Origin of the sequence: Roseomonas acroporae (assembly GCF_023223525.1) — a bacterium.
GTDB lineage: Bacteria > Pseudomonadota > Alphaproteobacteria > Acetobacterales > Acetobacteraceae > Roseomonas_E > Roseomonas_E acroporae.
Genome location: NZ_JALPRX010000019.1, coordinates 51,672 through 77,571 on the forward strand (window position 1 = coordinate 51,672; position 25,900 = coordinate 77,571).

At 74.0% G+C, this 25,900-nt stretch carries 17 protein-coding genes; 8 read left to right on the top strand and 9 right to left on the bottom strand.

What is annotated here, in order from left to right:
* Nucleotides 1-41 precede the first annotated feature (41 nt).
* The 3 genes from M0638_RS05645 to M0638_RS05655 are packed head-to-tail and all read right to left on the bottom strand — an operon-like array spanning nucleotide 42 to nucleotide 3,293.
* Complete coding sequence (locus tag M0638_RS05645) at nucleotides 42-1,079, bottom strand: FUSC family protein (protein WP_248665984.1); 1,038 nt, start codon at nucleotides 1,077-1,079, stop codon at nucleotides 42-44.
* Between the two features lie 55 nt (nucleotides 1,080-1,134).
* On the bottom strand, nucleotides 1,135-2,058 hold the full coding sequence (locus M0638_RS05650) for an alpha/beta fold hydrolase (RefSeq protein WP_248665985.1): 924 nt from the start codon (nucleotides 2,056-2,058) through the stop codon (nucleotides 1,135-1,137).
* 2 nt (nucleotides 2,059-2,060) lie between these two features.
* Nucleotides 2,061-3,293 carry a CaiB/BaiF CoA transferase family protein gene (locus tag M0638_RS05655; protein WP_248665986.1) on the bottom strand — a complete coding sequence of 411 codons (1,233 nt, stop codon included), beginning with the start codon at nucleotides 3,291-3,293 and terminating at the stop codon, nucleotides 2,061-2,063.
* 275 nt (nucleotides 3,294-3,568) lie between these two features.
* On the opposite strand from M0638_RS05655, the gene M0638_RS05660 reads away from it, so the two are divergent.
* Nucleotides 3,569-5,368 carry a glycosyltransferase family 2 protein gene (locus tag M0638_RS05660; protein WP_248665987.1) on the top strand — a complete coding sequence of 600 codons (1,800 nt, stop codon included), beginning with the start codon at nucleotides 3,569-3,571 and terminating at the stop codon, nucleotides 5,366-5,368.
* Between the two features lie 50 nt (nucleotides 5,369-5,418).
* The gene (locus M0638_RS05665) at nucleotides 5,419-9,807 is read left to right on the top strand and encodes a class I SAM-dependent methyltransferase (protein ID WP_248665988.1); all 4,389 of its coding nucleotides are present in this window, start codon (nucleotides 5,419-5,421) and stop codon (nucleotides 9,805-9,807) included.
* A 60-nt stretch (nucleotides 9,808-9,867) separates the two neighbouring features.
* Here M0638_RS05665 and M0638_RS05670 read toward each other — a convergent pair whose 3' ends face one another.
* Nucleotides 9,868-11,211: an SLC13 family permease gene (locus M0638_RS05670; protein ID WP_248665989.1), complete on the bottom strand. Its 1,344-nt coding sequence runs from the start codon at nucleotides 11,209-11,211 to the stop codon at nucleotides 9,868-9,870.
* 404 nt (nucleotides 11,212-11,615) lie between these two features.
* On the opposite strand from M0638_RS05670, the gene M0638_RS05675 reads away from it, so the two are divergent.
* Entirely contained in the window at nucleotides 11,616-12,755 is a 1,140-nt protein-coding gene (locus M0638_RS05675; RefSeq protein WP_248665990.1) for an acyltransferase family protein, read from the top strand.
* 139 nt (nucleotides 12,756-12,894) lie between these two features.
* On the opposite strand, the gene M0638_RS05680 is transcribed toward M0638_RS05675, so the two are convergent.
* The gene (locus M0638_RS05680) at nucleotides 12,895-14,385 is read right to left on the bottom strand and encodes a malonyl-CoA decarboxylase (protein ID WP_248665991.1); all 1,491 of its coding nucleotides are present in this window, start codon (nucleotides 14,383-14,385) and stop codon (nucleotides 12,895-12,897) included.
* A gap of 435 nt (nucleotides 14,386-14,820) precedes the next feature.
* On the opposite strand from M0638_RS05680, the gene M0638_RS05685 reads away from it, so the two are divergent.
* The gene (locus tag M0638_RS05685; RefSeq protein WP_248665992.1) at nucleotides 14,821-16,332 is read left to right on the top strand and encodes an aldehyde dehydrogenase family protein; all 1,512 of its coding nucleotides are present in this window, start codon (nucleotides 14,821-14,823) and stop codon (nucleotides 16,330-16,332) included.
* A 311-nt stretch (nucleotides 16,333-16,643) separates the two neighbouring features.
* Complete coding sequence (locus M0638_RS05690; RefSeq protein ID WP_248665993.1) at nucleotides 16,644-17,396, top strand: FkbM family methyltransferase; 753 nt, start codon at nucleotides 16,644-16,646, stop codon at nucleotides 17,394-17,396.
* A gap of 154 nt (nucleotides 17,397-17,550) precedes the next feature.
* Here the strand turns inward: M0638_RS05690 and M0638_RS05695 are convergent, their stop codons facing one another.
* The 3 genes from M0638_RS05695 to M0638_RS05705 all read right to left on the bottom strand — a co-directional run bounded on the left by M0638_RS05695 (nucleotide 17,551) and on the right by M0638_RS05705 (nucleotide 21,560).
* Nucleotides 17,551-18,549: a DUF459 domain-containing protein gene (locus M0638_RS05695; protein ID WP_248665994.1), complete on the bottom strand. Its 999-nt coding sequence runs from the start codon at nucleotides 18,547-18,549 to the stop codon at nucleotides 17,551-17,553.
* Nucleotides 18,550-18,938: 389 nt separating this feature from the next.
* Nucleotides 18,939-19,163: a DUF4170 domain-containing protein gene (locus M0638_RS05700; protein WP_248665995.1), complete on the bottom strand. Its 225-nt coding sequence runs from the start codon at nucleotides 19,161-19,163 to the stop codon at nucleotides 18,939-18,941.
* 225 nt (nucleotides 19,164-19,388) lie between these two features.
* Nucleotides 19,389-21,560, bottom strand: a complete 2,172-nt coding sequence (locus tag M0638_RS05705; protein ID WP_248665996.1) for an ATP-binding protein — start codon at nucleotides 21,558-21,560, stop codon at nucleotides 19,389-19,391.
* Nucleotides 21,561-21,738: 178 nt separating this feature from the next.
* Between M0638_RS05705 and M0638_RS05710 the strand changes: the two genes are divergently transcribed.
* Both M0638_RS05710 and M0638_RS05715 read left to right on the top strand, forming a co-directional pair.
* Nucleotides 21,739-24,249, top strand: coding sequence for a penicillin acylase family protein (locus M0638_RS05710; protein ID WP_248665997.1), 2,511 nt, complete (start codon nucleotides 21,739-21,741; stop codon nucleotides 24,247-24,249).
* A gap of 42 nt (nucleotides 24,250-24,291) precedes the next feature.
* The gene (locus M0638_RS05715) at nucleotides 24,292-25,059 is read left to right on the top strand and encodes an arginyltransferase (protein WP_248665998.1); all 768 of its coding nucleotides are present in this window, start codon (nucleotides 24,292-24,294) and stop codon (nucleotides 25,057-25,059) included.
* 190 nt (nucleotides 25,060-25,249) lie between these two features.
* On the opposite strand, the gene M0638_RS05720 is transcribed toward M0638_RS05715, so the two are convergent.
* Nucleotides 25,250-25,429 (bottom strand): hypothetical protein, encoded by a 180-nt coding sequence (locus M0638_RS05720; RefSeq protein WP_248665999.1) that lies wholly within the window; start codon nucleotides 25,427-25,429, stop codon nucleotides 25,250-25,252.
* 365 nt (nucleotides 25,430-25,794) lie between these two features.
* Between M0638_RS05720 and M0638_RS05725 the strand changes: the two genes are divergently transcribed.
* Nucleotides 25,795-25,900 (top strand): FAD-binding protein (locus tag M0638_RS05725; RefSeq protein WP_248666005.1); only part of this gene is annotated, 106 nt, incomplete at its 3' end.

Below are 25,900 nucleotides of genomic sequence, written 5' to 3' on the forward strand. Positions count from 1 at the left end.
TTCGGCCGGTTTCAACGCTGACGGGCATTCTTCACAAACTCTCAGCCGGGCGCCGGACCGACGGGACGTCGCCCCGAAAGCTCCACTAGGAAGTCGCCGAGGTCGCGGCGCAGCATCTCCAGCGCGAAAAGCAGCGCCACCGCGTCGCGCGGCACGGCGCCCCCGAGCCGTTCGAGGGCGGCGGCGAAATCGCCGATCGCCGAGTCCAGCCCGCCCAGTGCCGGCGGCGGTCCCTCCTCCTCCAGCGCCGTGCCGCAGGCCGCGAACAGCGCGGGCAGGACCTCCGCCAGCGCCGCCGGGACCGGCAGCGCCGCCGCCGCGCGGCCGCCCTCGGCCCGCGCCGCCCGGCCGATGAAGACCAGGTCGCTGTGCAGGCGCCGCAGCACGCGCTCCAGCCGGTCCCAGGGCACGGTGCCGAGGCGGGTGGCATGCTCGCGCCGCGCCTCGGCGGCGGCGGCGATCACCTGGCGCAGCTCCACCCGGAAGCGGGCATTCGCCGCGTCCAGCTCGGCCTGCGGCGCGGGCGGGCTGCGCAGCAGCAGCGCCGCCACGGCGCCGAGCCGCCGGAACCCCGCCGCCGTCCGCTCCACCACGATCCGGTTGGCGCGGGAGGGCAGCACCAGCAGCGAGACCAGGATGCCGACCAGGCCGCCGAGGCCGATCTCGGCGACGCGGTGCATGGCCGGCAGCAGGGCGGAGCCGGTGGAGGAGTCGAGCAGCACGATCACCGCCGTCACCGGCGCGACGCGGTAGGCCGGCCGCACCGCCATCAGATAGGCGAGCGGCGCCACGGCGAGGCCCAGCATCACGGCGAAGGGCAGGCCGAGCGCCGCGCCGGCCACCCCCACCACCGCCCCGGTCCCGGCGCCGGCCAGGGTCGCCGTCATCCGGTCCCAGGCCGAGCCGAGCGTGCCGCCGAGGCTCCCCTGCATCACCACCAGCGCGGTGATGACCGACCAGTAGCCCTGCGGCAGGGCGAAGGCCGTGGCGATCAGGTAGGCCAGCACCGCGCCGGTCGTCGCGCGGACGGTCAGGCGCCACTCGGCGCGGTGCCAGGGATGCGATGCGCGAGCCGTCACGCCAGCCATCGCCTCGGGTCGCCCCCTCGGCCGCGCCTTCGGCGCCCCGCCGGCCTCACCCTTCGAGGAAGCCCGCCACCAGCGCCACCTGCGCCGCGTCCAGCAGCGCCGGGGCGTGGCCGCAGCCGGGGATGGTCTCCAGCCGCGTGCCGGGCTTCTGCGCCATCTCCGCCGCCAGCTCGGCCGGCAGCAGGTCGCTCTCGGCGCCGCGCAGCAGCAGGGTCGGCGCCTTCACCTGCGACCAGAAGAAGCGCAGGTCGGCGTCGGCCGGCTCGGCGGCGCGGATCGGCGCGGCGATGGCCGGGTCGTGGTGCAGCGTCACCCTGCCGTCCGGCAGGCGGCGCGCCGAGGTCGCGGCGAGGTGGCGCCACTCGGCGTCGGAAAGCCGCCCGAACGGGGCCAGCGTCGTGCGCAGATGCGCCTCCAGCCCGGCGAGGTCGTCGAATTGCGGCGGCTCGACCATGTAGTCGCGGATGCGGGCGACGGCCGCCTTCGGGATCACGCTGCCCACGTCGTTCAGCACCAGCCGGCGCACCGGGCTGTTCGCGGCCGAGCCGATCAGCATGCCGCAGACGCCGCCGAGCGAGGTGCCGACCCAGTCCACCTCCCCCTCGATGGTGGCGAGCAGGTGCGAGAGCGCCCCGACATAGGTGATGGGCTGGTACAGGCCCGGGTCCGGCAGCCAGTCCGAGGCGCCGCGCCCCGGCAGGTCCGGGCAGATCACCCGCCGGCCGCGCGCCGCCAGCGCCGGGGCCAGCGCGTCGAAGTCGCGGCCCGTCCGCGTCAGGCCGTGGACGCAGAGCACGGGCGGGCCGGCGGCGGGCTCCCCGGCCGCCGGGCCCCACTCCACCCAGCGCATGGTGAAGAAGCCGGCGGTGACGAGGTAGCGGACGGCGCCGCGCCGCGGCGGCGGCGGGAACGGGCCAGGGGGCGTGCCAGGGGGCGTGCCGGGGGGCGTGCCGGGGGGCGCGTCGTCCATGCTCAGACGATGCCCTTGCCGCGCAGCGCCGCGATCCCGGCCGCATCCATGCCGAGCAGCCCGCCCAGCACCTCGTCCGTGTGCTCGCCGAGCAGCGGCGGGGCGGAGCGGTAGGTGGGCGGCGTCGCCGAGAGCTTCACCGGGTTGGCCATCACCTTCACCGTCTCGCCGGAAGCGTGCGGCATCTCCACCACCATGTTGCGGGCCTGCACGTGCGGGTCGGCGAACACCTCCTTCAGCGTGTTGATCGGGCCGCAGCCGATCTTCAGCGCCTCCAGTCGCTCCACCCAGTCGGCGGTGGTGCGCGACCGCATCAGCGGCGTCAGCGTGTCGGTGACGAGCTGGCGGTTGCCGACGCGGGCGGCGTTGGTGGCGAAGCGCTCGTCGGCCAGCAGGTGCTCCTGGCCGAAGGCCTCGCAGAAGCGCCTGAAGGTCGGGTCGTTGCCGACCGAGAGCACCATGTAGCCGTCGGCGGTCGGGAAGACCTGGTAGGGCACGATGTTCGGGTGCTGGTTGCCGAGGCGCGGCGGGTTCTCGCCGGTCGCGAGGTAGTTCATGCCCTGGTTGGCGAGCCAGGCGACATGGGTGTCGAGCATGCCGATGTCGACCTGCTGCCCCTCCCCGGTCAGCGCCTTGTGGCGCAGCGCCGCCAGGATGCCGATGGTGCCGTAGAGCCCGGCGAACACGTCGGCCACGGGAATGCCGACCTTCTGCGGCTGCCCGTCCGGCTCGCCGGTCAGGCTCATCACGCCGCCCATGCCCTGGATCAGCGAGTCGTAGCCCGGGCGCGGCGCGTAGGGGCCGGTCTGCCCGAAGCCGGTGATGGAGCAGTAGATCAGGCCGGGGAACTTCACCCGGAGCTGCTCCCAGCCGAGCCCGTACTTCGCCAGGGCACCGACCTTGAAATTCTCCACCAGCAGGTCGCAGCCCTCCAGCAGCGCGAGGACGATCGCCTGTCCCTCCGGCTTGCTGATGTCGACCGTGACCGACTTCTTGTTGCGGTTCACGCCGACGAAGTAGGCGCTCTCCTTGGTGTTCGGGATGAAGGGGGGCGCGAAGTTGCGCGTGTCGTCGCCCGCCTCGGGCCGCTCGATCTTGATGACCTCGGCGCCGAGGTCGCCCAGCATCTGGGTGCAGGTCGGCCCGGCCAGCACGCGCGTGAGGTCGAGGACCCGCAGGCCCCGCAGCGGCCCGCCGGGCTGCGGCGCGGACGGGGTGGCGGCGGTTTCGGTCATGCGTCTTCTCCGTGCTGGGCGCGCTCGGCGGGTATGCCCGTTCTGTCGCATGTTCCGGTTGAACGGTCGATGCCGGCCATCGGCTCCGGCCGTCGCACGGCGGGCCCGCCGGTCCGCGGCGGGGCCCTTCCCCCGGATTCCCCGCGGGAGCCGCCCGGCGCCGGGCGCGGAACGCGTCCGCGGTCACCGCCCCGTCCGGGCACGGGCCTGCCGGGGCGGCCGAAAAAGCCGCCGGGCTCCTAGCCTGGCCAGGGCGCGTCCGATATAGTCCTGCCATGTATGGACTTGATGGCAGGCATGCCTACACGCGTTGGGTGGCGGCCTACGACGTGCTATCGGCTTCCGACCGGACGGCGATAAGGGAATGCGTGGCCGGCATGCCGGGCGGCATCCTGTTCTCGCTGATGCTGACGGCGACGGAGGCGGGTAGCACCGGGCCGGGGGACCACCCGCAGCGTGCGCTCGCAAGCCTGCAGGCGCAACTGTTTCCGCACTGGGAAGTGCTGGCGACCGCCGCCGCCCTTTCGGGCGAGGTGGACCGGCGCCATGTCGCGCTGCCGGCCGGCGACGGCGATCCGCTCCGTCTCTACAACGAGGCCCTCGCGCGGGCGAGGGGCCGCTACGTCGTGCTGCTGCCGCCCGGCGCGGTGCTCGCCGAGCACGCGCTGTTCGTGCTCGCCCACGCGTTGCTGGCGGAGCCGGAACTCGAGCTCGTCTTCACCGACGAGGACCGGCTGGACCGGGCCGGCGAGCGTCACTCCCCGCGCTTCAAGACCGCCTGGGACCCCGACCGCATGCTGGGCTGCGACGCGGTGGGCCACCTGGCGGCGCTGCGCACGGAGACGGTCCGCGCCCTGGGCGGCATGCGCCCCGCGCCCGGCAAGCGGCGACCGGCCGCCGAGGCGGAACTCGCGCATTACGACCTGGTGCTGCGCCTCGGCGAGGCGGTGCCGCCGAGCCGCATCGGCCACCTCCCCGCGGTCCTGTGCCATCGCCTCGACGCCGCCGATCCCGGCTGGGACGCCGCGGCGGCGCGCGACATCGTCCGCCGACACCTCGAGGAGACCGGCGTGGCCGGCGCGACGGTGGAGCCGGCGCCGCTCTCCCCGGCGTGCAGCCGCGTCCTGCGCCCGCTGCCGCGGCCGGCACCCGCCGTCTCCGTGATCGTGCCGACGCGCGACGCGGCAACGCTGCTGGCGCGCTGCGCGGAGGGCGTGCTGGCCCGCACCGACTACGCGCCGCTCGAACTCCTCCTCGTCGACAACGACAGCCGCGACCCGGAGGCGCTCGCCCTGCTCGCGCGGCTGGCCGAGGACCCGCGCGTGCGGGTGCTGCCCTTTTCCGGCCCGTTCAACTTCGCCGCCATGAACAACGCCGCCGTGCGCGAGGCGCGCGGCGAGGTGGTGGTGCTGCTCAACAACGACACCGAGGTGATCGAGCCCGACTGGCTGACCGAGCTGGTGGCCCTCGCCGCGCGGCCGGAGATCGGTGCCGTGGGCGCGAAGCTGCTCTACGCCGACGGGCGGGTGCAGCATTGCGGCATCACGCTCGGGCCGGACTGGTCGCTGATCCATCAGCTTCGCCTCTCCGGCCGCTTCGACGCGGGACCGAACCGCGAGCTGGCGGTGACGCGCAGCGTCTCGGCCGTGACCGCCGCCTGCCTCGCCTGCCGCCGCGCGGTGTATCTCGAGGCCGGCGGCCTCGACGAGGAGAACCTCAAGGTCGCGTTCAACGACGTCGACTTCTGCCTGCGCCTGGGCGACCGCGGCTACCGCATCCTGGTCACGCCCTTCGCCGAGCTGCTGCACCTGGAATCGGTCTCGCGCGGCTACGACCTGACGCCCGCGAAGCAGGCCGAGAACGCGCGCGAGACACGCAATTTCCGCCGGATCTGGGATCCGGTCCTCGATACCGATCCCTACCACAACGCGAACCTGGTCTTCCGCTGGGAGGACACGGTGCTCGCCACCCCGCCGCGCTGGCCCCGCCCCTGGCACGCTCCCTGGCGCGACACCATGGCGGGCCGCCCCCCTGCCCTCTCCGGCCGCGCCGCCGTCCGACCGCCCGGCGTGTAGCGCCGGCCGCGCACCGACACGATCGACGCCCCATGAACGAAATACCCGACATGACCAAATTGCACGCGGATGGCGGGCAACCGGATCTGCCCGACGCCACCCTGGCGGCGCTGACCGAGCCCTCGCTCGATCCGCTGTTCTGGCGTGCCGAGCGGCTCGGCGAGCCGAGCGCCTGGTGGCTGCACGTCCCGTTCGCGCACTGGCTCGTCGCCAGCGCCCGGCCCGGGGTGCTGGTGGAGCTGGGCACGCATGCCGGCGTCTCCTACGCCGCCTTCTGCCACGCGGTACGCAGCGCCGGCCTCGCCACGCGCTGCCACGCCGTGGACACCTGGCGCGGCGACCCGCAGGCGGGCGAGTACGACGAGAGCGTCTTCAACAACCTCCTCGCCTACAACAACGAGCATTTCGCGGCCTTCTCGACCCTGATCCGCGGCACCTTCGACGACGCGCTCGACCGCATCGAGGACGCCTCGATCGACCTGCTGCACATCGACGGGCTGCACACCTACGAGGCCGTCCGGCACGACTTCGAGAGCTGGCTGCCCAAGCTGTCGCCGCGCGCGACGGTGCTGTTCCACGACATCAACGAGCGCTCCGGCGACTTCGGCGTCTGGCGCCTCTGGGAGGAGCTGCGCGGCCGCCACCCGAGCTTCGCCTTCCTGCACGGCCACGGCCTCGGCGTGCTGGCGGTGGGCGAGCAGTCGCCGGCCGCGGTGCTCGACCTGTGCGGCATCACCGAGCCGCACCGCCTCGCCGCGGTGCGCGGCCGCTTCGCGCGCCTGGGCGAGCGCTGGCTGACCGACACCCGCGAGCGGATGCTGGGGCAGCGCCACGGGATGCTCGCCGCCGAGGCGGACGCGCTGCGCGCGCAGCTCGCCGGCGAGCAGGCAGCGCACGCGAACACGGCGGCGCGGCTGGCGGCCGAGCAGGCGGAGCATGCCGGGACGCGGGAACGGCTCGCGGCCGAGCAGGCCGGCCATGCCGGGACGCAGGCCCGCTTCGCCGAGGCGGAGGCATCCCAGGCGCGGCTCGCCGAGGAGAACGCGGCGCTGCGCGACTGGCGCGACGGGGCGGAGGCCCGCGCGGCGGAGCAGCGGCAGGCCGAGGCGCGGATGCGCGACCTCGCGGCGCAACGCGCCGCCGCGGCGCGGCAGAAGGCGCTGGCGGCGCAGGAGGAGACGACCCGCGTGCGCGAGGAGGCACGGCTGGTCGAGGAGGCGGCGCGCCAGCTCCGCGACGAGGTGGCGCATCTGCGCGGCGAGATCGCCGCCGCCGCCGCGCGGGCGCGCGAGGCGCAGGCGCGCATCGCCGAGCTCGTGGCCGACCGCGACGCGCACAAGTCCACGCACGAGCAGCTCGTCGCCTCCACCTTCTGGCGCGCCACCTGGCCGCTGCGCAATGCCGCGGGCCGGGTGCCGCAGCCGCTGCGCCGCGCCGTGCGCGGCGGCGCCAAGCTGGCGTGGTGGACCACCACCATGCGGCTGCCGGCGAAGCTGGAGGAGCGGCGCGCGCGCATCGCGCAATTCGCCGCGGCCGCGGCGGCGATGCCGCCGGGCCTGCCGCCCGGCGCCGTGGCGCCGCAGCCGCCGCCCATCGCGCTCCCGCGCACCGACGCGCCCGGCGCCGCGCTGCGCCTCGTCTACGTCAGCGGCGAGCCCGACACCCCCGGCCATCTCTACCGCATCGAGCGCTATGCCCGCGCCGCGGCCGCCCTGGGCGCCACGACGCGGATCCTGCGCGTGGACGAGATCCCGGACCGCCTCGGCGAGATCGAGGCGGCGACCGCGCTGATCGTCTGGCGCGCCCCCTGGAGCGACCAGATCGAGGCGGCGATCGGCGCGGCGCGGCGGGGCGGCGCCCGCGTGGTGTTCGACGTGGACGACCTGATGATCGACCCCGCGCTGGCGCAGGTCGACATCATCGACGGCATCCGCTCGCAGCACCTCACCGAGGAGATGGTCCGCAGCCACTACGCGAACGTCCGGCGGACCATGGAGGCCGCCGACCTCTGCTTCACCACCACCGAGGAGCTGGCCTTCCACCTGCGCTGGGCCGGCAAGACGACCCACGTCCTGCCGAACGGCTTCGACCAGGCCACCTTCGACCTGTCGCGCCGTGCCATGCGCGAGTGGCGGCGCGACCGCACCGACCGGCTGATCCGCATCGGCTATGCCGGCGGCTCGCGGACGCATCAGCGCGACTTCGCCATGGCCGTGGAGGGGCTCGCGCGGCTGCTGCGGGAGAACGCGGATTGCCGGCTGGTCCTTTTCCGCACCGCGGACGGCCTCACCCCGCTGGTCGACATCGAGGAGTTCCCGGCGCTGGCAGGGCTGGAGGAGCGGATCGAATGGCGCTCCGTGCAGCCGCTGGCCCGCCTGCCGGTGGAGATGGCCCGCTTCGACATCAACCTCGCCCCGCTCGAATACGGCAATCCCTTCTGCGAGGCGAAGAGCGAGCTGAAGTTCTTCGAGGCGGCGCTGGCCGGCGTGCCGACCGTGGCCTCGCCCACCGGGCCGTTCCGGCGCGCCATGGAGCATGGCCGCACCGGCTACCTCGCCGCCTCCGCCGACGACTGGTACGACGCGTTGCGCCGGCTGGCCGGGGACCCGGCGCTGCGCGGCCGCATGGCAGCCGCCGCCTGCCACACGGCGCTCGAGAGGTTCGGCCCGCTGAGCCGCGCCACGCAGATGGGCCGCGTCCTCGCCCAGCTCCAGGGCGGCCCCGCCGGGGCGAGCGCCTTCGCGCTGGAGGCCCAGCTCGCCGGCCGGCCGGTCGCGCCGCCGCGCCTGTTCGGCGCCGACACGGTGTTCGAGCACGACATGGGCGGCGACGCCGAGCTCACGGTGATCATTCCGCTCCACAACTACGAAGGCTACATCGAGGAGGCGCTGCAGTCGGTCCACGACCAGACGCTCGGCGCGCTCGACCTCGTCGTGGTGGACGACCGTTCCACCGACGATTCCCTGGAGGTCGCGCGGCGCTGGGTGGAGCGGCACGCGCTGCGCTTCAACCGTGCCGTGGTGCTGAGCCACCGCGTCAACCGCGGCCTGGCCTATTCCCGCAACACCGGCTTCGACACGGCGCGCACGCCCTACGTCCTGCCGCTCGACGCCGACAACCGGCTGCTGCCGAGCTGCTGCGAGACGCTGCTGCGCACGCTGCGCGGCAGCGGCGCCGCCTACGCCTATCCGACGATCCAGCATTTCGGCGCCTCCTCGGCCCTCATCAGCAACGCCCCCTACGACCCGAAGCGCTTCGTCGCCGGAAACTACATCGACGCCATGGCGCTGATCGCGAAGGAGGCGTGGGCCATGGTCGGCGGCTACGACCATGTGCGCTTCGGCTGGGAGGACTTCGACTTCTGGTGCCGGCTGGCCGAGCGGGGTCTGTCCGGCACCTGGCAGCAGGAGGTGCTGGCGCAGTACCGGGTGCATGCCGCCTCCATGCTGAAGACGCAGACGACGGTGGAGGACAACTACCGGACCCTGATCGCCGATTTCGCCGTCCGGCACCCCTGGGTCTCGCTGATCGACCAGCAGCGGCTGCGGCGGATGCCGCTGTCCACCCCGCACCTCACCCCGCCCGCCGAGCGCACGCGCCTCGACGCGCTGCTGCCGATCCTGCGCTGCCCGGAGAGCGGCGAGCGGCTGGCCTGGAACGCCGACCGCACCGCGTTGCACAGCGTGGACGGCGCGCATGTCTGGCCGGTCAAGGCAGGCCGGCCGGTGCTGGCGCCCCATCTCGCCGATCCGGTCGTCCACCCGGACAGCCATGTCAGCAACGAGGTGCCGGAGGAGGCACTGGCGCTGATCCGGGAGACTCCCGGCCTCGTGCTCAACCTCAGCGCCGGCGGATCGCTGGAGCGGCACCCGAACGTGGTGGAGGTGGAGTACGCCATCTTCCGCCACACCGACATCGTCTCCGACGCGCACGTGCTGCCCTTCTACGACGACACCTTCGAGGCCGTCGTCGTGATGAACGCCTTCGAGCACTACCGCGAGCCCCACCGCGTCGCCGCGGAGCTGCTGCGCGTCCTCCGCCCGGGCGGCCGGATCCTGATCCGCACGGCCTTCATGCAGCCCCTGCACGAACGACCCTGGCACTTCTTCAACTGCACCCGCTACGGCCTCGCCGAGTGGTTCAAGGGGTTCGAGACCGAGACGCTGCACGTGTCGCGGAACTTCTGCCCGAACCACTCGATCGCCTGGCTGGCCTCCGAGGCGGAGGCCGCGCTGCGGGGCGACGTCTCGGCGGCCTCGGCCGAGGCCTTCGCGGCCGCGCCGGTCGGCCGGCTCGTCGAGATGTGGCGCGACCCGTCGCGCCGCGACCAGCCGCTATGGACCGATTTCGAGAGGCTGAGCCAGACGACGCAGGAGATCACGGCCGCCGGCTTCGAGTTCCTCGGCCGCAAGCCGCTCGATCCGGCGGCCGGGGCCTGACGGCGCGGCCGGGCCGGGCGAGCCGGGCGGAGCGGCCCGGCGGCGCGCCGCCGGGCCGCTCTACAGCCAGCCCGGCAGCACCAGCACCAGCCAGGCCAGCAGCGGCCCGAACGCCACGACGAGGCCGCTGTAGACCAGGAAGCGCCGGAACAGCCGCTCCCGCTCGCCTTCCTCGGCATTGGCCAGCACCAGCGCGCCGTTGGTGGAGAAGGGGCTGACATCGACGATGGTGGCCGAGATCGCCAGCGCCGCCACCATGCCGACCGCCCCCACCTCGCCCTGCTGGATCAGCGGCACGGCGAGCGGGATGGTGGCGCCGAGCACGCCGACCGAGGAGGCGAAGGCCGAGACGATGCCGCCGATGTAGCAGAGCAGCAGCGCCGCCAGCGCCGCCGAGCCGAGCCCGATCACGCCGTTGCTCACCATGTCCACCGCCCCCGACTTCTGCAGCACGGCGACGTAGGTGATGACGCCCGAGATCAGCAGCACGGTGGACCAGCTCACCTTGTCGATCGCGCCCTTCTGGCTGTTCGGCGCGACCAGGGCGAGGCCCACCGCCACGGTGATCGCCACCAGCCCGACATTGAGGTTGAAGGCGAGCGAGCCGATGGCGAGCACGCCGAGCCCGACCAGCGTCGCCGCCTGCTCGCCGCTCACGCGCGCCGGGGTGGTGACATCCCCCTCCAGCACCGCCGCGTCCTCGCCGCGCGGCGCCGCCGGCGTGCCGCCATGGCCGCTCACCGCCACCGAGGCGCGGTGCCCGCCCTCGACATGCGCGAGCTCGCCCGCCGCCGGGCTGCGCAGCAGGCGAAGCCCGCCGAGCACCACGAAGACCAGCACCGCCACGGCGAGGTTGAAGAACAGGCTGGCCAGGAACAGCGCGATCTCGTCGCCCGGCAGCCCGGCGCGCGCCACCACCTGGTTGGTGATGCCGCCATAGATGCTGATCGGCGAGAAGCCGCCGCCCTGCGCGCCGTGCACCACCAGCAGGCCCATCATCAGCGGGTCGATCCGGTAGGCGCGGGCGAAGCGCAGCGCGATCGGGGCGATGAAGGCGACGGCGGCCGGGCTCACCGCGCCGATCGCGGTCAGCGCGGCCGCGGCCAGGAACATCACCCAGGGGATCAGCGCGATGCGACCGCCGACGCCCCGCACCGCCCAATGGACCAGCAGGTCGATGGTGCCGTTCCGCTGCGCGATGGCGAAGAGGTAGGTGATGCCGACCAGGGTGACGAACAGGTCGCCGGGGAAGCCCGCCAGGATCTGGTTGGCCGACATGCCGACCGAGAAGGTGCCGATCAGGAAGGCCAGGGCGAAGGCCAGCGCCCCCATGTTGATCGGCAGCGCGGTGCCGAGGGCGAACATCAGGACGAGGCCGAGTATGGCCAGCACGGCAGGCGACATGGATGCTTCCCCGGTTGGACAAGGCACCGCCGGCGACGGTGCGGCGGCCGTGCCGTGGATTCGCCGCCAGCCATACGCGTCCGGCGATGCGGAAAATTCTTGGGAACAGGCACTTGGCGTAACTTCCGCACGCCTGTGCGGGCAAGGCCCGCTTTAGGGCATCGGCTCGACCTCGGAAAGAGGCGCCCCATGGCCGTCGACGGCGCCTTCCCGCTGCTCCCCGGCGGCATCGGCCCGATCCGAAAATGCGGGACGGCGAGCGCGGATTTCTCAATATATTAATTGTTTGTGTATAACGATCTAATTTTTCCCGTTCAAATAGAAAGTATTCCGTGACATCAACCTTAGGAAACGTGGACGAATGAGTCCGTCCCGTCCTGTCCCTCGTTTCAATGGAAGCCACCATGCAGCGCATTGGATGCCTGGATGGGGTTCGAGGCCTGGCGGCGATCTGGGTGCTCGTCGGGCATTGCCTGATACTGACCGGCGCGCGTTTTCCCGTCCTGGATCGACCTGATTTCGGCGTCGACCTCTTCATCATGCTTTCCGGCTACCTGATGGTATTCCAGTACCTGTCGCGACGGCGTTTCGAGGACTGGAACCGGCCACGGACATGGACGGTCTTCTGGACGCGCCGATTTTTCCGCATCGCCCCGCTTTACTACCTGATGCTGCTGCTGGCGCTGCTGCTCGGCGGGCCGATCTTCGAGAACAGGATGATCATCGACAGTTTCCTGGAACTGCCGGGACAGGCGCCGGAACGCTATCTGGACAGCAGCCCCTGGAATGTCTTCATGCATGTCTCCTTCCTGTTCGGCCTGTTCCCGGACTACGCCTTCCGGACGCCGCTGCCGGACTGGAGCATCGGCCTGGAGATGCAGTTCTACGCCGTCTTCCCCCTCCTGATCCTGCTGGCTGGCCGCTTCGGCTGGCTGGCGGCCGCCCCGATGATCGCGGGCTGCGCCCTGGCCGTGGCGATGCTTCTCGCCGCCTCCGCCATCGTCTTCCCGATGCCGAGCTTCCTGCCCCTGAAGATGCACCTCTTCCTCTGCGGCATGCTGATCGCCGCCGCGCCCGTGGGCGCGGCCGGCAGGCTCGTCGCGTTCCTGGCGGTCATCGCCCTGCTCGCCTCGCTGCCGATCGGCGGCGATGCCGGCCTCCGGCACCGCCTCGTGCGCGTGCTGATCGCGGTGGCCTTCTTCGCGCTCATCCACATGCAGGGCTTCCCGGTGGTCGGGAAGGTGTCGGCGCTACTGGGCAGGCCGGCCTTCCACTGGCTCGGCGAGATGTCCTTCGGCGTCTATCTCAACCACCTGCTTTTCATGCACCCGGTCGCGGCGCTGCTGATCAGCCAGTACGGGACGACGATGTCGGCCGGGCTGAGATTCGCGATCGCGTTGCCAGTCGTGATCGTGCTGAGCTACGCGCTTTCCTGCCTGACCTATGTCGCGCTCGAGAATCCCGGGCGGGCGATGGGAAGGAAGGCGGCGAAGCTCATGCAGGGGCGGGCGCCGCTGCCGGCGAGGAACGCCGCGGCGCCCTGACGCGGCGGGCGCGCCCGCCGGCCGGAAATCCGCCGCGGACCGTGCCGTGCGCCGCGGCGTCGCCCGGCGCCGGCAGTGCCGGCCGGGGCGGGAGCGGCGCCGGGTCCGTCGGGACGGACGCTCCGGGCCGGTCGCCGGTTCAGCCCGCCTTGCGGGCCTCGCCCGACCCGCCGCGCAGGCGCGGCAGCATGCCGCGCGCGGGTTTCGCCGGCTCCACCCCGGCGAGGCGCGGCAGGGCCAGCATGCCGTCCACCGCCGGCGAGCGGACGATGGCGCCGGAATGCACGAAGGCCTCGTGGTTCGCCTCGATGCTCTCGGGGTCGTAGAGGTAGTTCACCATCACCCCGTAGGATTCCTTCATCCCGCGCGCCGAGGTGTTGCCCGGCCAGTTCACCCGCTCCAGCCGGGCGCCGTTGCCGAGGTGGAAGCGCGCCACCGGGTCGATCCGCGCGTCGCGCCCGTTCGGGCGGGTCAGGTACTGGGCGCAGAGGCGCAGCAGCGGCCCGCGCAGCGCCTCCGCCTTCGCCTCCTCGGTCCACCACTGTCCCTTCGTCACCGCCTCCACCAGCGCCGCCGGCCGGTCCGCCGGGGCGTCCGGGGCCAGCGCGGCCAGCGCCTCGATCTCGGCCGGGCGCAGCAGGGTCACGGCGCCGGCGGCCGTCTCCTGCTCCAGCGCCTTGCCCAGCCAGCGGCGGAAGCCCGGCACGGGCGAGAGGGTGGAGAAGGTGGTGAGCTGCGGCAGCTCCGACTTCAGCTCCTCCACCACCTGCTTGATGAGGAAGTTGCCGAAGGAGACGCCGCGCAGGCCCTCCTGGCAGTTGGAGATCGAGTAGAAGATCGCGGTGTCGAACCCCGGCACCGGTGCCGGGTCGCGCTCCTCCGGCAGGGCGAGCAGCGGCTGCACCGCCTCGGCCAGCCCCTTCACCAGCGCCACCTCGACGAAGATCAGCGGCTCGCCCGGCAGGGCGCGGTGGAAGAAGCCGAAGCAGCGCCGGTCGGGCGCGAGGCGGCGGCGCAGGTCGTCCCAGCCCTGGATCTCGTGCACCGCCTCGTAGGCGATCAGCTTCTCCAGGATGGCGGCCGGCGTGTCCCAGTCGATCCGACGCAGCTCCAGGAAGCCGCGGTTGAACCAGGAGGTGAAGAGGTGGCGCAGGTCACCGTCCAGCGTGCGCAGGGCCGGCTCCGCGTTCAGCTCCTCCAGCAGGTCGCGGCGCATCCGCACCAGCGCGGCGGTGCCGCCGGGCGCCATGTTCATGCGCCGCAGCAGCTCCTGCCGCGGCGGCTCCGCCTCCTCGAAGACCGTCAGGGCCCGCTCCGGGCTCGGGTCCTGCAGATAGGCCTCGGCGGCGTGGCGCAGCGCCTCCGGGTCGGGCGCGAAATTGCCGGCCAGGAAGAGCCGGAAGGCCGAGGCGTCCGCCGGCGCGAGGTCGCGCACCACCGAGAGAAGCTCGCGCGCCACGGCCGCGCCCGAGGCCTCGCCGCGCTCGGAAAGCAGGGCGGAGGCGAGCATCTGGGCGCGCTGGAGCGGCGGGGTGGAAGCGGCGGGGACCGAGGCATAGCGCTCGCCGCGATCGGCGATGCCGGACCAGAGCCGTTCGAGCCAGGTCCGTGCGCCAATGGTGATCGACATGTCCGGCCTTTCTCAACTGCCTGCGGGCGGCAAGCCGCCACGCCGGGCTCACGTGAGATTGCCGGACATTTCAGCGCGTTGCAAGCCGCTGGAATAGTTGTGTTTTTATGGCGCCGGGCCGAGGCCGCCGGGAAGCCCCCGCCGGGCGCCGGGCCGCGCCCCCGGTAGGCCCCGCCGGGGCGATCCGGCCAGTCACGGCGGCCGCATGCGCGGGGGCGCGGTACGCCGTCGGCCAGGCACCGGGCCAGCGGTTTCCGCCCGGACTCGCCGCCCCCCGGCCCCTTCCCCACTCCCCATCCCACGCCCTTCCCTGGCGGCCGCGCCCCCTTGCCCGCCCGGACCCCGGGGACCATACCTCTCCGCGCCCCTCGCCGCGCCAGCCGGGCCAAGCCCGCGAGGCCGGGACAGCCGGGCCAACCCGTGGAGACCGCGTCCATGCTCGACCGCCCCCATCCCACGCCCGAGGCGCCGGAGCTCGATCCCTTCGTGCTGGCCAAGGCGCTCTCCGGCGCGCATTTCATCGGCGGCCGCTACGTCCCCGCGCGCTCCGGCAAGAGCTTCGCCGTGGTCAACCCCGCCACCGGCGCCGAGGTGGCGCAGGCGGCCGAGGGCGACGCGGCCGACGTGGACGCCGCCGTCGAGGATGCCGCGAAGGCGCAGAAGGCATGGGCCCGGGTGCCGGCGCGCAAGCGCGGCGCGCTGGTGCACAAGTGCGCCGCCGTGATCCGCGACCACGTCGAGGAGCTGGGCCGGCTGATCGCGCTGGAGACCGGCAAGGCGCTGCGCACGGAGAGCCGCGTCGAGGCCAACACCGTCGCCGACATCCTGGAATTCTTCGGCGGCCTCGGCAGCGAGCTGAAGGGCGAGAGCGTGCCCTTCGCGCCGGACGTGCTGAGCGTCACGGTGCGCGAGCCGCTCGGCGTGGTCGGCGCGATCATCCCGTGGAACGTGCCGATGCTGCTGATGGCGCTGAAGATCGCGCCCGCGCTGGTGGCCGGCAACGCGGTGGTGGTGAAGTCGGCCGAGGAGGCGCCGCTCGCCGTGCTGCGCATCTGCGAGCTGATGAACCGCGTGCTGCCGCCGGGCCTGTTCAACATGGTCAGCGGCTTCGGTCCGGAATGCGGCGCGCCGCTGGTGGCGCACCCCAAGGTGCGCAAGGTGACCTTCACCGGCTCTGTCGAGACCGGCAAGATCGTGTACCGGACGGCGGCCGAGAAGCTGATCCCGGTGACGCTGGAGCTCGGCGGCAAGTCGCCGATGATCGTCTTCGCGGACTGCGACTTCGACAAGACCGTGGCCGGCGCGCTGACCTCGATGCGCTTCACCCGCCAGGGCCAGAGCTGCACCGCGGCGAGCCGAATCTGCGTCGAGCGGCCGATCTTCGAGAAGTTCGTCAAGGCGATGGCGGACAGGGTGAACGCCATGGTGATGGGCGACCCGCTCGACGAGAAGACCGACATCGGCACCATCATCTCGGAAGGCCAGTTCGAGAAGGTGAAGGGCTTCATCGAGGAGGGCAAGGCGACGCCCGGCGCCAGCGCGCTGGTCTGCTCGGCCATGCCGAAGGACCCGGCGCTGCGGAAGGGCCTGTTCCTGCAGCCCGTGATCTTCACCGGCCTCGACAACGATTCCCGCCTCGTCCAGCAGGAGATCTTCGGCCCGGTAACGGTGGTCTTCCCGTTCGACGATCCCGAGGCCGTGCTGGAAGCCGCCAACGACAGCGAGTACGGCCTCGCCGCCTCGCTCTGGACCAACAACCTCAAGGTCGGGCTCGATCTCGCGCACCGGCTGGAGGCGGGGCTGGTGCAGATCAACCAGAACCTCGTGGTGCAGGCCAACCTGTCCTATGGCGGCGTGAAGTCCTCGGGGCTCGGCAAGGAGGCCTCGCTGGAGGCGATGCTGGAGCACTTCACGCACAAGAAGACGATCATGGTGAACATGGGCTGAGAACGGGCCGGGGACGGGCCGGCCATCCAGGCCGCGTCCGGCGCCGGCGCCACGGGCGCCGGGCGGTTCCTCCCGGCCTGCCCGGGGCCGGACCCGCGCCGCCCCGCACCCGCCCGGCGTCGTGACAAGTGGTCGACCGCCCCTTACACAGCGTCATGCGATCGCCGGCGTGACGGACGCGCGGCGAACGGACCGGGGGCGGCGAGCCCCTCGCCTCCCCGACCTGTGCCGCGGACCCTGCCCCGCGGACCGGCCGGCGCGGCGAGGCGGGGTCGGCCGGCCCGGGAGACAGGGGTGCCACAGGAATCGCCATGACCGAAGGCTTCGTCCCGTACATCGCGCGGGATCGCCGCATCGGACCCTACCGGTTCGACATGCTCATCACCGACCCGGTGGCGAAGGACTGGTACGACAGCAGCCCGGACCAGTGGATGCGGGAGCGGCAGTGGTGCATCGACACCATCCGTCCCGGCTTCACGGTGCTGGACTGCGGCGCCCATCACGGGCTGATGACGACGCTGTTCGCGCTGGCGACCGGCCCGACCGGCGTGGTGCATGCCTGGGATCCCTCCCCGGCCAATGCCGAGGTGATCGCCCGCAACGCCGCGCTGAACGGCTGCGCCAACGTCGTCGTCCATGCCTGCGGGGTCGGCGACGCGCCCGCCGAGCTGCCCTTCTTCGAGAACCGCGGCAACGTCATGGTGCTCGGCGAGCGGGCGGACCTCGCCGCGGCCGGCAAGGTCCGGATCGTCCGCCTGGACGACGACATCGACCCCGGCCTGAAGGTCGACTTCCTCAAGATGGACGTCGAGGGGCACGACCTGCCGGCGCTGCGGGGGGCGACGCGAATCCTCGGCATGCGCCCCTACCTGATGCTGGAACTGCACCTGTTCCTGTACGAGGACAGGCTCGCCACCGTGACCGCGATCCTGGAGCTGCTGGCGCGGTTCGGCTACTCGATGTGGCTGGACGACTTCCAGACGGCGGTGGATATCGGCGCCAGCCCCGACCCGGCCCGCCTGACGAGCCTCGAACACGCCCAGCTCTACTGCGTGCCGGTCTGACGACCGGCGGTGGCGCCACGGCCGCCCGGCGGGCGGCGGTGCCACCCGCCCCGCGATGGGAGCCCCGGGGGCGGCCTGCCCCCGTCGCGGGAGCCGCCGGGATGAAGCCCCCGCAGGGGGCGCCCGCAAGGGGCGGCGAACGAGCCCGCGGGTATCAGCGCCGGTGCCGGGTCGCCGAACCCTGGGGGCGGGACGAGGTGGCGGCCACGGCGACCGTCTGGCGGCCGGCGCGCGTCGGCCGCTCGGCGCGCGGGCCCTGCCTGTCCGCGGCCCGGGCAGAAGCGGGGCGCGGCGGCGGCACGGCCAGCGGATGCGGCGGCAGGGTCGACGAGAGCAGCATGGTGGGCGAGGCCAGGACCAGTTGCCGGCGCGCCGGGAACTGCGTCGTGGCGAGGCGCAGCGCGCCCTGCTGGCGCAGCAGCATCTCGTAGCGCGCGCCCGCCGCCATCAGGTGCTGACGGTCGCGCGCCGGCTCCTCGCGCGCGCCGCGTCGCGCCGGCACCGGCGCGACGGGCGCGAATTCGGCCTGGCGCTGGCGCGACGACGCGCCGGCCTGCCGGGACAGCAGCAGCGGCGGGTCGAACGAGGCCGGTCCGTAGGCGTAGGCGTAGCGCGTGCCGCCCGCGTTCCCCGGCCCGGCATCCCCCGGCAGCGCCGCCGCCACCTGATCGGCGACGTCGCTGTAGCCGGCGAGGGTGTAGTGGACTCCGTCCGGCGCGTGGCTGCCATCGCCGCAGCCGCCGACCGGGCGGAGCATGGTGTCGCCGAAGCGGGCGGCGGTGCGGCGCAGGGCGGCGTCGATCGGCGGCGCCCCCGCGACGAGGTCGGCGCGGCAGAAATTCGGCTGGCCCAGCCAGACCACCGGCGTGCCGGCGGGGACCGCGGCACGCATGGTCGCGAGGCGGGAGGCGTACAGCCCCTCCTCCATCGCCTGGTCGTTGGTGCCGATGAAGATCACCACCGCGTCCGCCCCCGCGGCGGCGTCGCGCAGGCGGTCGATTCGCTGCAGCCAGTCGCTGCGGTTCAGTCCCCAGCCGACCCGGCCGAGATCCACCACCGGGTATCCCGCCCGGCGCAGCCGGCCGGCGACGCCGACGGCGAGGCTGTCGCCGAACACCACCACCGGGCCGGCCGCCGCCGGTGCGGCCGCCACGAAGGGAAGCAGGGTGGCGAATCCCAGGGCGGCGAGCCCGGACGTGGCGAACCTGGAGGCGACAGGTCTGGGCGTGACAGGTCTGGGCGTGACAGATCTGGGCGTGACAGATCTGGGCGCGACAGATCCGGGGGCGGCAGGTTCGGGAGCGACGGACCGGAGGGCGGCAGAGTCGGGGTCGGCGGGTCTGGTGCGGCGCGGCATGCGGGAGGTTCTAAAGACAATCCCCCGGCCATTCCAACCGGATATCGCCTTCGGCAACGTCGCCGGTTCAGGATCCGGCGGATTCCGGACGCGGATTCCGGGCGCCGATTCCCGGCGCCGGACGCACGGTGCCGTGGCCCCGGCGGCGATTCGTCGGGCCCGCGCGCCGCGGGGCGGCGCCCCGGCTACCAGCCGGGCTGCGGCGCGCTGATCACGAACAGCCGGTGCTGGGCGATGTCGATGTTGCGGCGAGCCTTCTCCTTCCAGGTGCGCTCCGCCGTGTCGGCATCGTGGAAGGGGCCGTAGCACTCCTCCGTTCCCGCCTCGAGCGTGTGGAACTCCCGATCCACGAAAACGCCGCCCCAGACGAAGTAGAGAGTCGGCGCGATGGGTGACTTCGGATCGGCCATGGTCGCAACTCCAGGATCTCGTGCCCGACACGCAACACCGGCACGGTGGGCAGGGCGCCGCGCCGGCACGTTTCCATTCCCGGGTTGTCGTTGCGGCCGGACACTGTCATCCCGCCGGCCCCCTGTCCATCGCAAGATCGGCCCGCGCCGGCCGTCTCCCTGGCCGCTTCCCCGGCCGCCGCCGGACGGCCGGTGCCGCGGCGTCCGGTCGCCCTCCCGCCGCGGTCATCCCACCTCCGGGACACGGCGCGCCGCGGCGGCCGCGGCGATCAGCACGTCGCCCTGCCGGATCAGCTCGTCCGGCTTCGCCGGCTTGCCCAGGTAGCCGAGCGGCCCCGGCCCGGCCTGCTCCGCCGCCCCTTCCGGGCCTCCGCCGAGATAGCCGGTCAGCAGCAGCGCGGGCAGGCCCGGGCGGGACCGCCGCGCCGCCCGGATCACCGCCCAGCCATCCATGCCGGGCATGGCGAGGTCGGTGACCAGCAGGTCGCAGGGCGCGCCGGCATCGAGCCGGTCGAGCGCCGCGCGCCCGCTCTCGGCGGCCGAGATCCGCCACCCGCGGCTGGCCAGCTCGGCCGCCAGGGTGGTGCGCACCAGCGCCTCGTCCTCCACCAGCAGCACGTGGGGGGCCCCGTCGGGCGACGCGGCCGCCGCCTCCGCGTCGCCGGCCACCGCCTTCGCCGGGGCCAGCGGCAGCCACAGCGTCACCGTCGTGCCGGCGCCGACCCGGCTGCGGATCGCGAAGCCGCCGCCGGACTGCTCGGCGAAGCCGCGCGCCATGGCGAGGCCGAGCCCCGTGCCACGGCCGGAGGGCTTGGTGGTGAAGAAGGGCTCGGTCGCGCGCGCCAGAGTCTCGGCGTCCATGCCGGCGCCGGTATCGGTCAGGTCCAGGCGGATATACGTGCCGGGCGCGATCGCGGCGTCGTTGCCGGCCGCCAGCGTCTCGGCCCTGGCGGCCATGGTCAGGGTCCCGCCGCCCGGCGCCATCGCGTCCCGCGCGTTGGTGGCGAGGTTCACGAGCGCCGTCTCCAGCTGGCCCTTGTCGGCCAGCAGCAGCGGCAGGTCGGCAGGGGCCTCGACCCGCACCGTGACCGCGGCCCCGAGCGTGTGCGCCAGCACCTCGCGCAGCCCGGTCAGCAGCGCGTCGGGCCGGATCGGCGTCGCCCGCAGCGCGTCGCGCCGGGCGAAGGCGAGCAGGCGACGCACCACGGAGGCACCGCGCTCGGCCGCCTCGGCCACCATCGCCGCCAGCCGCCGCACCGCCTCGGTATCCTCGGGGCGGCGGGCGATCAGGCGGGCGCCGCCGCCCACGGCCTGCAGCACGTTGTTGAAGTCGTGCGCCACGCCGCCGGCGAGCTGGCCGAGCGCCTCCATCTTCTGCGACTGCAGCAGCCGCGCCTCGGCCTGGCGCAGGCTGCGCTCCGCCGCCTCGCGCGCCGCCAGCGCCTGGTTCACGGCCGCGTAGGCGCGCATCCGCCGCACCATCAGCAGCATCAGCGTCGCCACCGCCGCCGCGCAGAGCAGGGCGGCCACGCCGAGCCGGCCGGAATCCACCCGCCAGTCCGAGAGCACGGCATCGAGCGGGCGCATGACGCAGAGCACCATCGGCTCGCCCGTCAGCCGGGCGGAGACCGCCAGCATGCGCTCCCGGCCCGACCCTTCGACCACCTCGCCGAGCCGCCGCTCGCCGGGCTCGAGCCCCCGGTACAGGGCCGGGTCGGGCGAGGCGGCGCTGGACAGCGGCGGGTGGCGCACCAGGAGCTGCCCGTCGGTGCGGTACAGGGCGATGACGCTGCCCGAGCCGAGATCGAGGTTGGCGTAGAAGCTCTGGAAGTAGTCCAGCTCCAGGCCCGCCAGGGCGATTCCCAGGAACCGGTCGTCGGCGCCGCCCAGGCGCCGGGCGAGATAGATGGTCGGCGTGCCATCCCCCCGGTTGCTCACCGGCCGGCTGAGGAAGACGGCCGGCCCGGGCGCGTCCCGCAGGGCGTGGTAGTAGTCCCGGTCGGCGAGGCTGATCGGCGGGATGGGGAAGTAGCGGGAGAAGTTCAGCAGCCGGCCGTCGGCCGAGACGATCGACAGCACGTCGAGCTGCGGGATGCCGGCGATGCGGGCGGTGAGCCGCTCGTGCTGCTCGGCGCCGACGGCGCGCCGCTCCAGCTCCTGCGGCGTCGCGATGCCGCCGCGCAGCAATTCGTCGGCGACGGCGTTGACCACGAGGTCGATGCCCTGGACGGAACGCTCCGCCTGCTCGGCGAGCACGGCGCCGAGGGCCAGGAGGTCGTGCTGCGCCGCCTTGAGGTCGCGCGTGTGCACATGCGCCACCGCGACCAGCGTCAGCGCCACGATCACGACGATCGCCGCGCCGCCCGCCAGCATGACGCGGCGCGTCGCCCGCTCCACGTCCGGCTGCCGTGGCTCCGACCCTGGCGTACTGCGTGGCCGCTCCGCCACCCCGACTCCCGTTTTTCCTGCCGGCCCACCGACGGTGGCGCCCCTGCCCTGGTGTCAGACTAGCCCAATTGTCACGGAAACGAGACCGCCTTTTCCGCCGGCACGGCGCGCCGGCATGCTGGCGCCCATGCGAAAGCCCTTCCGCCTGCTGCGGCGAATCCTGGCCGGCGCCGCCGCGCTCCTGCTGCTGGTCCCGCTCGCCGCCGCGGGGCTGCTGTGGTGGACCCTGCCGGCCGGCCGCGGGAGCCTGGCCCTGCCCGGCCTCGGCGCGCCGGTGGAGATCGCGCTCGACGAGGCCGGCATCCCGACGGTGCGCGCCGCCTCGGCGCGGGACGCGGCGCTGGCGATGGGCTGGCTGCACGCGCGCGACCGTCTGTTCGAGATGGAGACGATGCGCCGCGGCGCCGCCGGCCGGCTCGCGGAGATGGTCGGGCCGGCGGCGCTGCGCGGCGACCGCTTCACCCGCACCCTCGGCCTCGCGCGGCGCGCCGAGGCGGACCTGGCCGCCCTGCCGGCGGAGACGCGCGCGCTGCTGGAGGCCTATGCCGCGGGGGTGAACGCCTGGATCGCGGCACGCGGCCGCTTCGCCGCGCCGGAATTCCTGGCGCTCGGCGCGCCGGCGCCGTGGCGGCCCGCCGACAGCCTGCTCTGGGGCAAGGTGATGGGCCTGTGGCTGTCCGGCCACTGGCGGGTCGACCTGGAGCGCGGCCGCCTCGCCGCGCTGCTGCCCCCCGCGCGCCTCGCCGACCTCTGGCCCGAGGACCGCACCGCCGGCCGGCCGGACCGGCACGCCGCCGGCCCGCCGCCCGGGGCGGGCGCTTCCACCCTGGCCGGCCTCGCCGCCCCGGCCGCCGGGCCTGTTCCCACCCCGCTGCCGGACCCGGCCGCGGCGGCCAGGCTGCTCGCCGCGCTGCCACGCTTCCCGGCGGATGCGCCGCTGCCGGATTCGGCGAGCAATGCCTGGGCCGTCTCGGGCCGGCGCGCGGCGGGCGGCGCCCCGCTGCTCGCCGCCGACCCGCATCTCGGCTTCGGCGCGCCGATCCTGTGGTACCTCGCGCGGATCGAGCTGCCCGGCGAGACGCTCCAGGGCGCCACCAGCCCCGGCGTGCCCTTCGTGGTGATCGGCCGCAACCGCCGCGTCGCCTGGGGCTTCACCATCACCGGCTCCGACACCCAGGACGTGTTCGTCGAGCGCGTCACCGCCGGCCGCCCCGACCACTACGACACGCCCGAAGGGCCGCGCCCCTTCGCGGTGCGCGAGGAGGTGATCCATGTCCGCGGCGGCCCCGACGAGACGCTGCGCGTGCGCGAGACGCGGCACGGCCCGGTGCTCTCGGACCTCGACGCCGCCGCGCCCGGCGGGGGGCAGGGGGAAGGCGGATCGGGCGGAACGGTGCTGGCCGTCGCCATGGCCAACCTCGCCTCGCCCGACAGCGCGGCGGCGGGGCTGCACGCGCTCAACCGCGCGGGCTCGGTGGCCGAGGCGCGCGCGGCGGCGTCGCTGATCGCCAGCCCGCCGCAGAACCTGATGGTGGCCGACTCCGCCGGGCGGATCGCCCTCTACCTCACCGGCCGGGTGCCGCTGCGCCGCGGCGGCGACGGCAGCCTGCCGGTGCCCGGCTGGGACGGCGGCGGCGACTGGCTCGGCTGGGTACCCTTCGACTCGCTGCCGCATGTCGAGGATCCCGGGGAGGGCATGCTGGCCAACGCCAACAACCGCGTGGCGCCGCCCGACGCGGCGGCCTTCCTCGGCCGCGACTGGTTCGGCGACTGGCGCTTCCGCCGCATCGGCGCGCTGCTCGCGGCGCGGCCCCGGCACGACGCGGCGGGCTTCGCCGCGATGCAGATGGATTCCGTCTCGCTGCTGGCACGCGACCTGCAGCCGGTGCTGCGCGCCGCGCCGCGCCCGGCGGGAGCCGCCGGCGCCGCGCGCGACCTGCTGCTGGCCTGGGACGGCGCCGCCGATCCGGACCGGCCGCAGCCGCTGATCTTCAACGCCTGGTGGCGGGCCATGATACGCGCCCTGCTGCGCGGCGCCGGCCTGCCGGAAGGCACCGCCGGCGGCGGGCTGGCGGGACCGGAATTCCTCCGCCTCGTGCTGACCGACGCGGCGGCGGGGGCGCGCTGGTGCGGCGACGCCGGCTGCGCCGCGCTCGCCGCCGCGGTGCTGGAGGAGACGGTGGGCGCGCTGCAGGAAGCGCACGGCCAGGACCCGGCGACGTGGCGCTGGGGCGCGGTGCACGTCGCGCGGTTCGAGCACCCCGTGCTGCGCTTCGTGCCGCTCCTCGGCCGCTGGACCAGCCTCTCGGCGGTCACCGGGGGCGACGGCGAGACGGTGAACCGCGGCGCCATGACCGGGCTGCCGCCGGCGCCGTTCCGCCACGTGCATGGCGCCGGGCTGCGGGCGGTGTTCGACCTCGCGCGGCCGGACGCCGCCCTGCTCGTCATCGCCACGGGCCAGTCCGGCCACCCGCTCTCGCCGCACTGGGGGGACCTGCTCGCGCGATGGCGCGACGGCGCGATGCTCACCCCGGGCGGCGGCGGGACGGCGTTCCGGCTGCTGCCCCGAGCCCGGCCGGGTCCGCGCCGCATGCGCGCCGCCCGGCGCCGGCCGGAAAAATGCGGCAACGCGATGTAACGGTTGATTCGCGGCGCGCCGCAGCCGAGATTGCGGGGCCGCATGCTGCACCGCCCCAACCGCCGCCCGCAGTTCTTCTACACGACCGCGCCGCTGCCCTGCCCCTACCTCGCAGGACGGTCGGAGCGGAAGATCGTCACCGAGCTGACGGGCCCGGATGCTGAGGCCCTGCACGACCGCCTCTCCCGCGCCGGCTTCCGCCGCTCGCACAACATCGCCTACTCGCCGGTCTGCCCCGGCTGCCAGGCCTGCATCCCGATCCGCATCGTCGCCGGCGCCTTCGAGCCGGACCGCACCCAGCGCCGCGTCCGCCGCGCCAACGAGGACATCCACGGGCAGGAGGTGCCGGCCCGTGCCACGGCCGAGCAGTTCGCCCTGTTCCAGCGCTACCAGGGCGACCGCCACCAGGACGGCGACATGGCGGCGATGGGCTTCTACGAGTACCGCGCCATGGTGGAGGACACGCCGATCACCACCGGCATCGTGGAATTCCGCGATGGCGAGGACCGGCTGCTGGCCGCCTGCCTCACCGACTGGCTGAGCGACGGGCTCTCCGCGGTGTACAGCTTCTTCGAGCCGGACCTCGGGCGGCGTTCGCTCGGCACCTTCATGATCCTCTGGCTGGTCGCGCGGGCCCGGGCGCTGGGGCTCCCCTACGTCTATCTCGGCTACTGGGTGCCGGAGAGCCGCAAGATGTCCTACAAGGCGCGCTTCCGACCGTCCGAGATCCTGTCCGGCGGCGTCTGGCGCATGCTGCCCGAGCAGCTCGCCGTGCCGGAGCCGGCGACCGCGCCGGAAACCGCCGGCTGACACCGGCCCGCACCCGCGCCGAGCCGCACAGGTCCTCCCGACGACGTCCCGCCCGGCCGGCCCCCCGGCGATTCCCACGGCGGCGATCCCCGCGGTGCCCCTCCGGCCGTAGCCGCCCCCCTGGGCGCGGCCGGCGACGGGATGGCGCCGCGCCGCCGCGCCGTGTCCCGGCGGCTCCGGACGGCGACGCCTAGCTCAGCAGCAGGTAGAGCACGCCGATCAGGCTGCAGAACACCAGCACCGCGACGGCCACGGCAATCCAGTCGGCCGTGCCGCCGGCTCCTTCCTCGGGCTTGAACGGGGGGCGCTGGGCACGCAGCGGCGGCTGGAACTCGCTGTCCGTCGACCCTGGCGGAGGCTCCTGGCCCATGAAGCGTCTCCCACGACCGGGGCACGTCATCATCGGCCCATGGCAAGTTATATTGCAATGCAGCGTAGCGCAATCGGCCCGGCTTCGCCCGAGGCGCGAGTCTCCGATTCTTTTCAAGCAACGCGTGCATGCGATGTGATGCGAAGGGCGCGGGGACCATGGCCGGCGCCGGCTTCGCCCGGCCGCCGCGAGGACACGCCGACGATGGCCCGGCGCCACGGCCCGGAGGAAATTCCGTGACGCAGCGGAACGGGAGCGGATCGTCGGCGGGCGGGCACGCCCGGCGGCGTGAATCCGCGCTGGAGACAACGAGCTTCGGCGAACCGCAGTCCCGACCGGACTGCGGTTCGCTGCAGCCCCGCGCCATGAGCCGCACCGTCCACGTCGTCGGCGCCGGGCTGGCGGGCCTCGCGGCCGCGCTGCGCCTTTCGCGCGGCGGGCGCCGCGTGGTGGTCCACGAGGCCTCGCCGC

Coding starts and splice junctions, on each gene's coding strand:
- M0638_RS05710 (WP_248665997.1), top strand. CDS start 21,739: ATGCGAAAGCCCTTCCGCCTGCTGCGGCGAATCCTGGCCGGCGCCGCC.
- M0638_RS05650 (WP_248665985.1), bottom strand. CDS start 2,058: ATGGACGACGCGCCCCCCGGCACGCCCCCCGGCACGCCCCCTGGCACG.
- M0638_RS05675 (WP_248665990.1), top strand. CDS start 11,616: ATGCAGCGCATTGGATGCCTGGATGGGGTTCGAGGCCTGGCGGCGATC.
- M0638_RS05660 (WP_248665987.1), top strand. CDS start 3,569: ATGTATGGACTTGATGGCAGGCATGCCTACACGCGTTGGGTGGCGGCC.
- M0638_RS05665 (WP_248665988.1), top strand. CDS start 5,419: ATGACCAAATTGCACGCGGATGGCGGGCAACCGGATCTGCCCGACGCC.
- M0638_RS05715 (WP_248665998.1), top strand. CDS start 24,292: ATGCTGCACCGCCCCAACCGCCGCCCGCAGTTCTTCTACACGACCGCG.
- M0638_RS05685 (WP_248665992.1), top strand. CDS start 14,821: ATGCTCGACCGCCCCCATCCCACGCCCGAGGCGCCGGAGCTCGATCCC.
- M0638_RS05720 (WP_248665999.1), bottom strand. CDS start 25,429: ATGGGCCAGGAGCCTCCGCCAGGGTCGACGGACAGCGAGTTCCAGCCG.
- M0638_RS05700 (WP_248665995.1), bottom strand. CDS start 19,163: ATGGCCGATCCGAAGTCACCCATCGCGCCGACTCTCTACTTCGTCTGG.
- M0638_RS05655 (WP_248665986.1), bottom strand. CDS start 3,293: ATGACCGAAACCGCCGCCACCCCGTCCGCGCCGCAGCCCGGCGGGCCG.
- M0638_RS05690 (WP_248665993.1), top strand. CDS start 16,644: ATGACCGAAGGCTTCGTCCCGTACATCGCGCGGGATCGCCGCATCGGA.
- M0638_RS05680 (WP_248665991.1), bottom strand. CDS start 14,385: ATGTCGATCACCATTGGCGCACGGACCTGGCTCGAACGGCTCTGGTCC.
- M0638_RS05670 (WP_248665989.1), bottom strand. CDS start 11,211: ATGTCGCCTGCCGTGCTGGCCATACTCGGCCTCGTCCTGATGTTCGCC.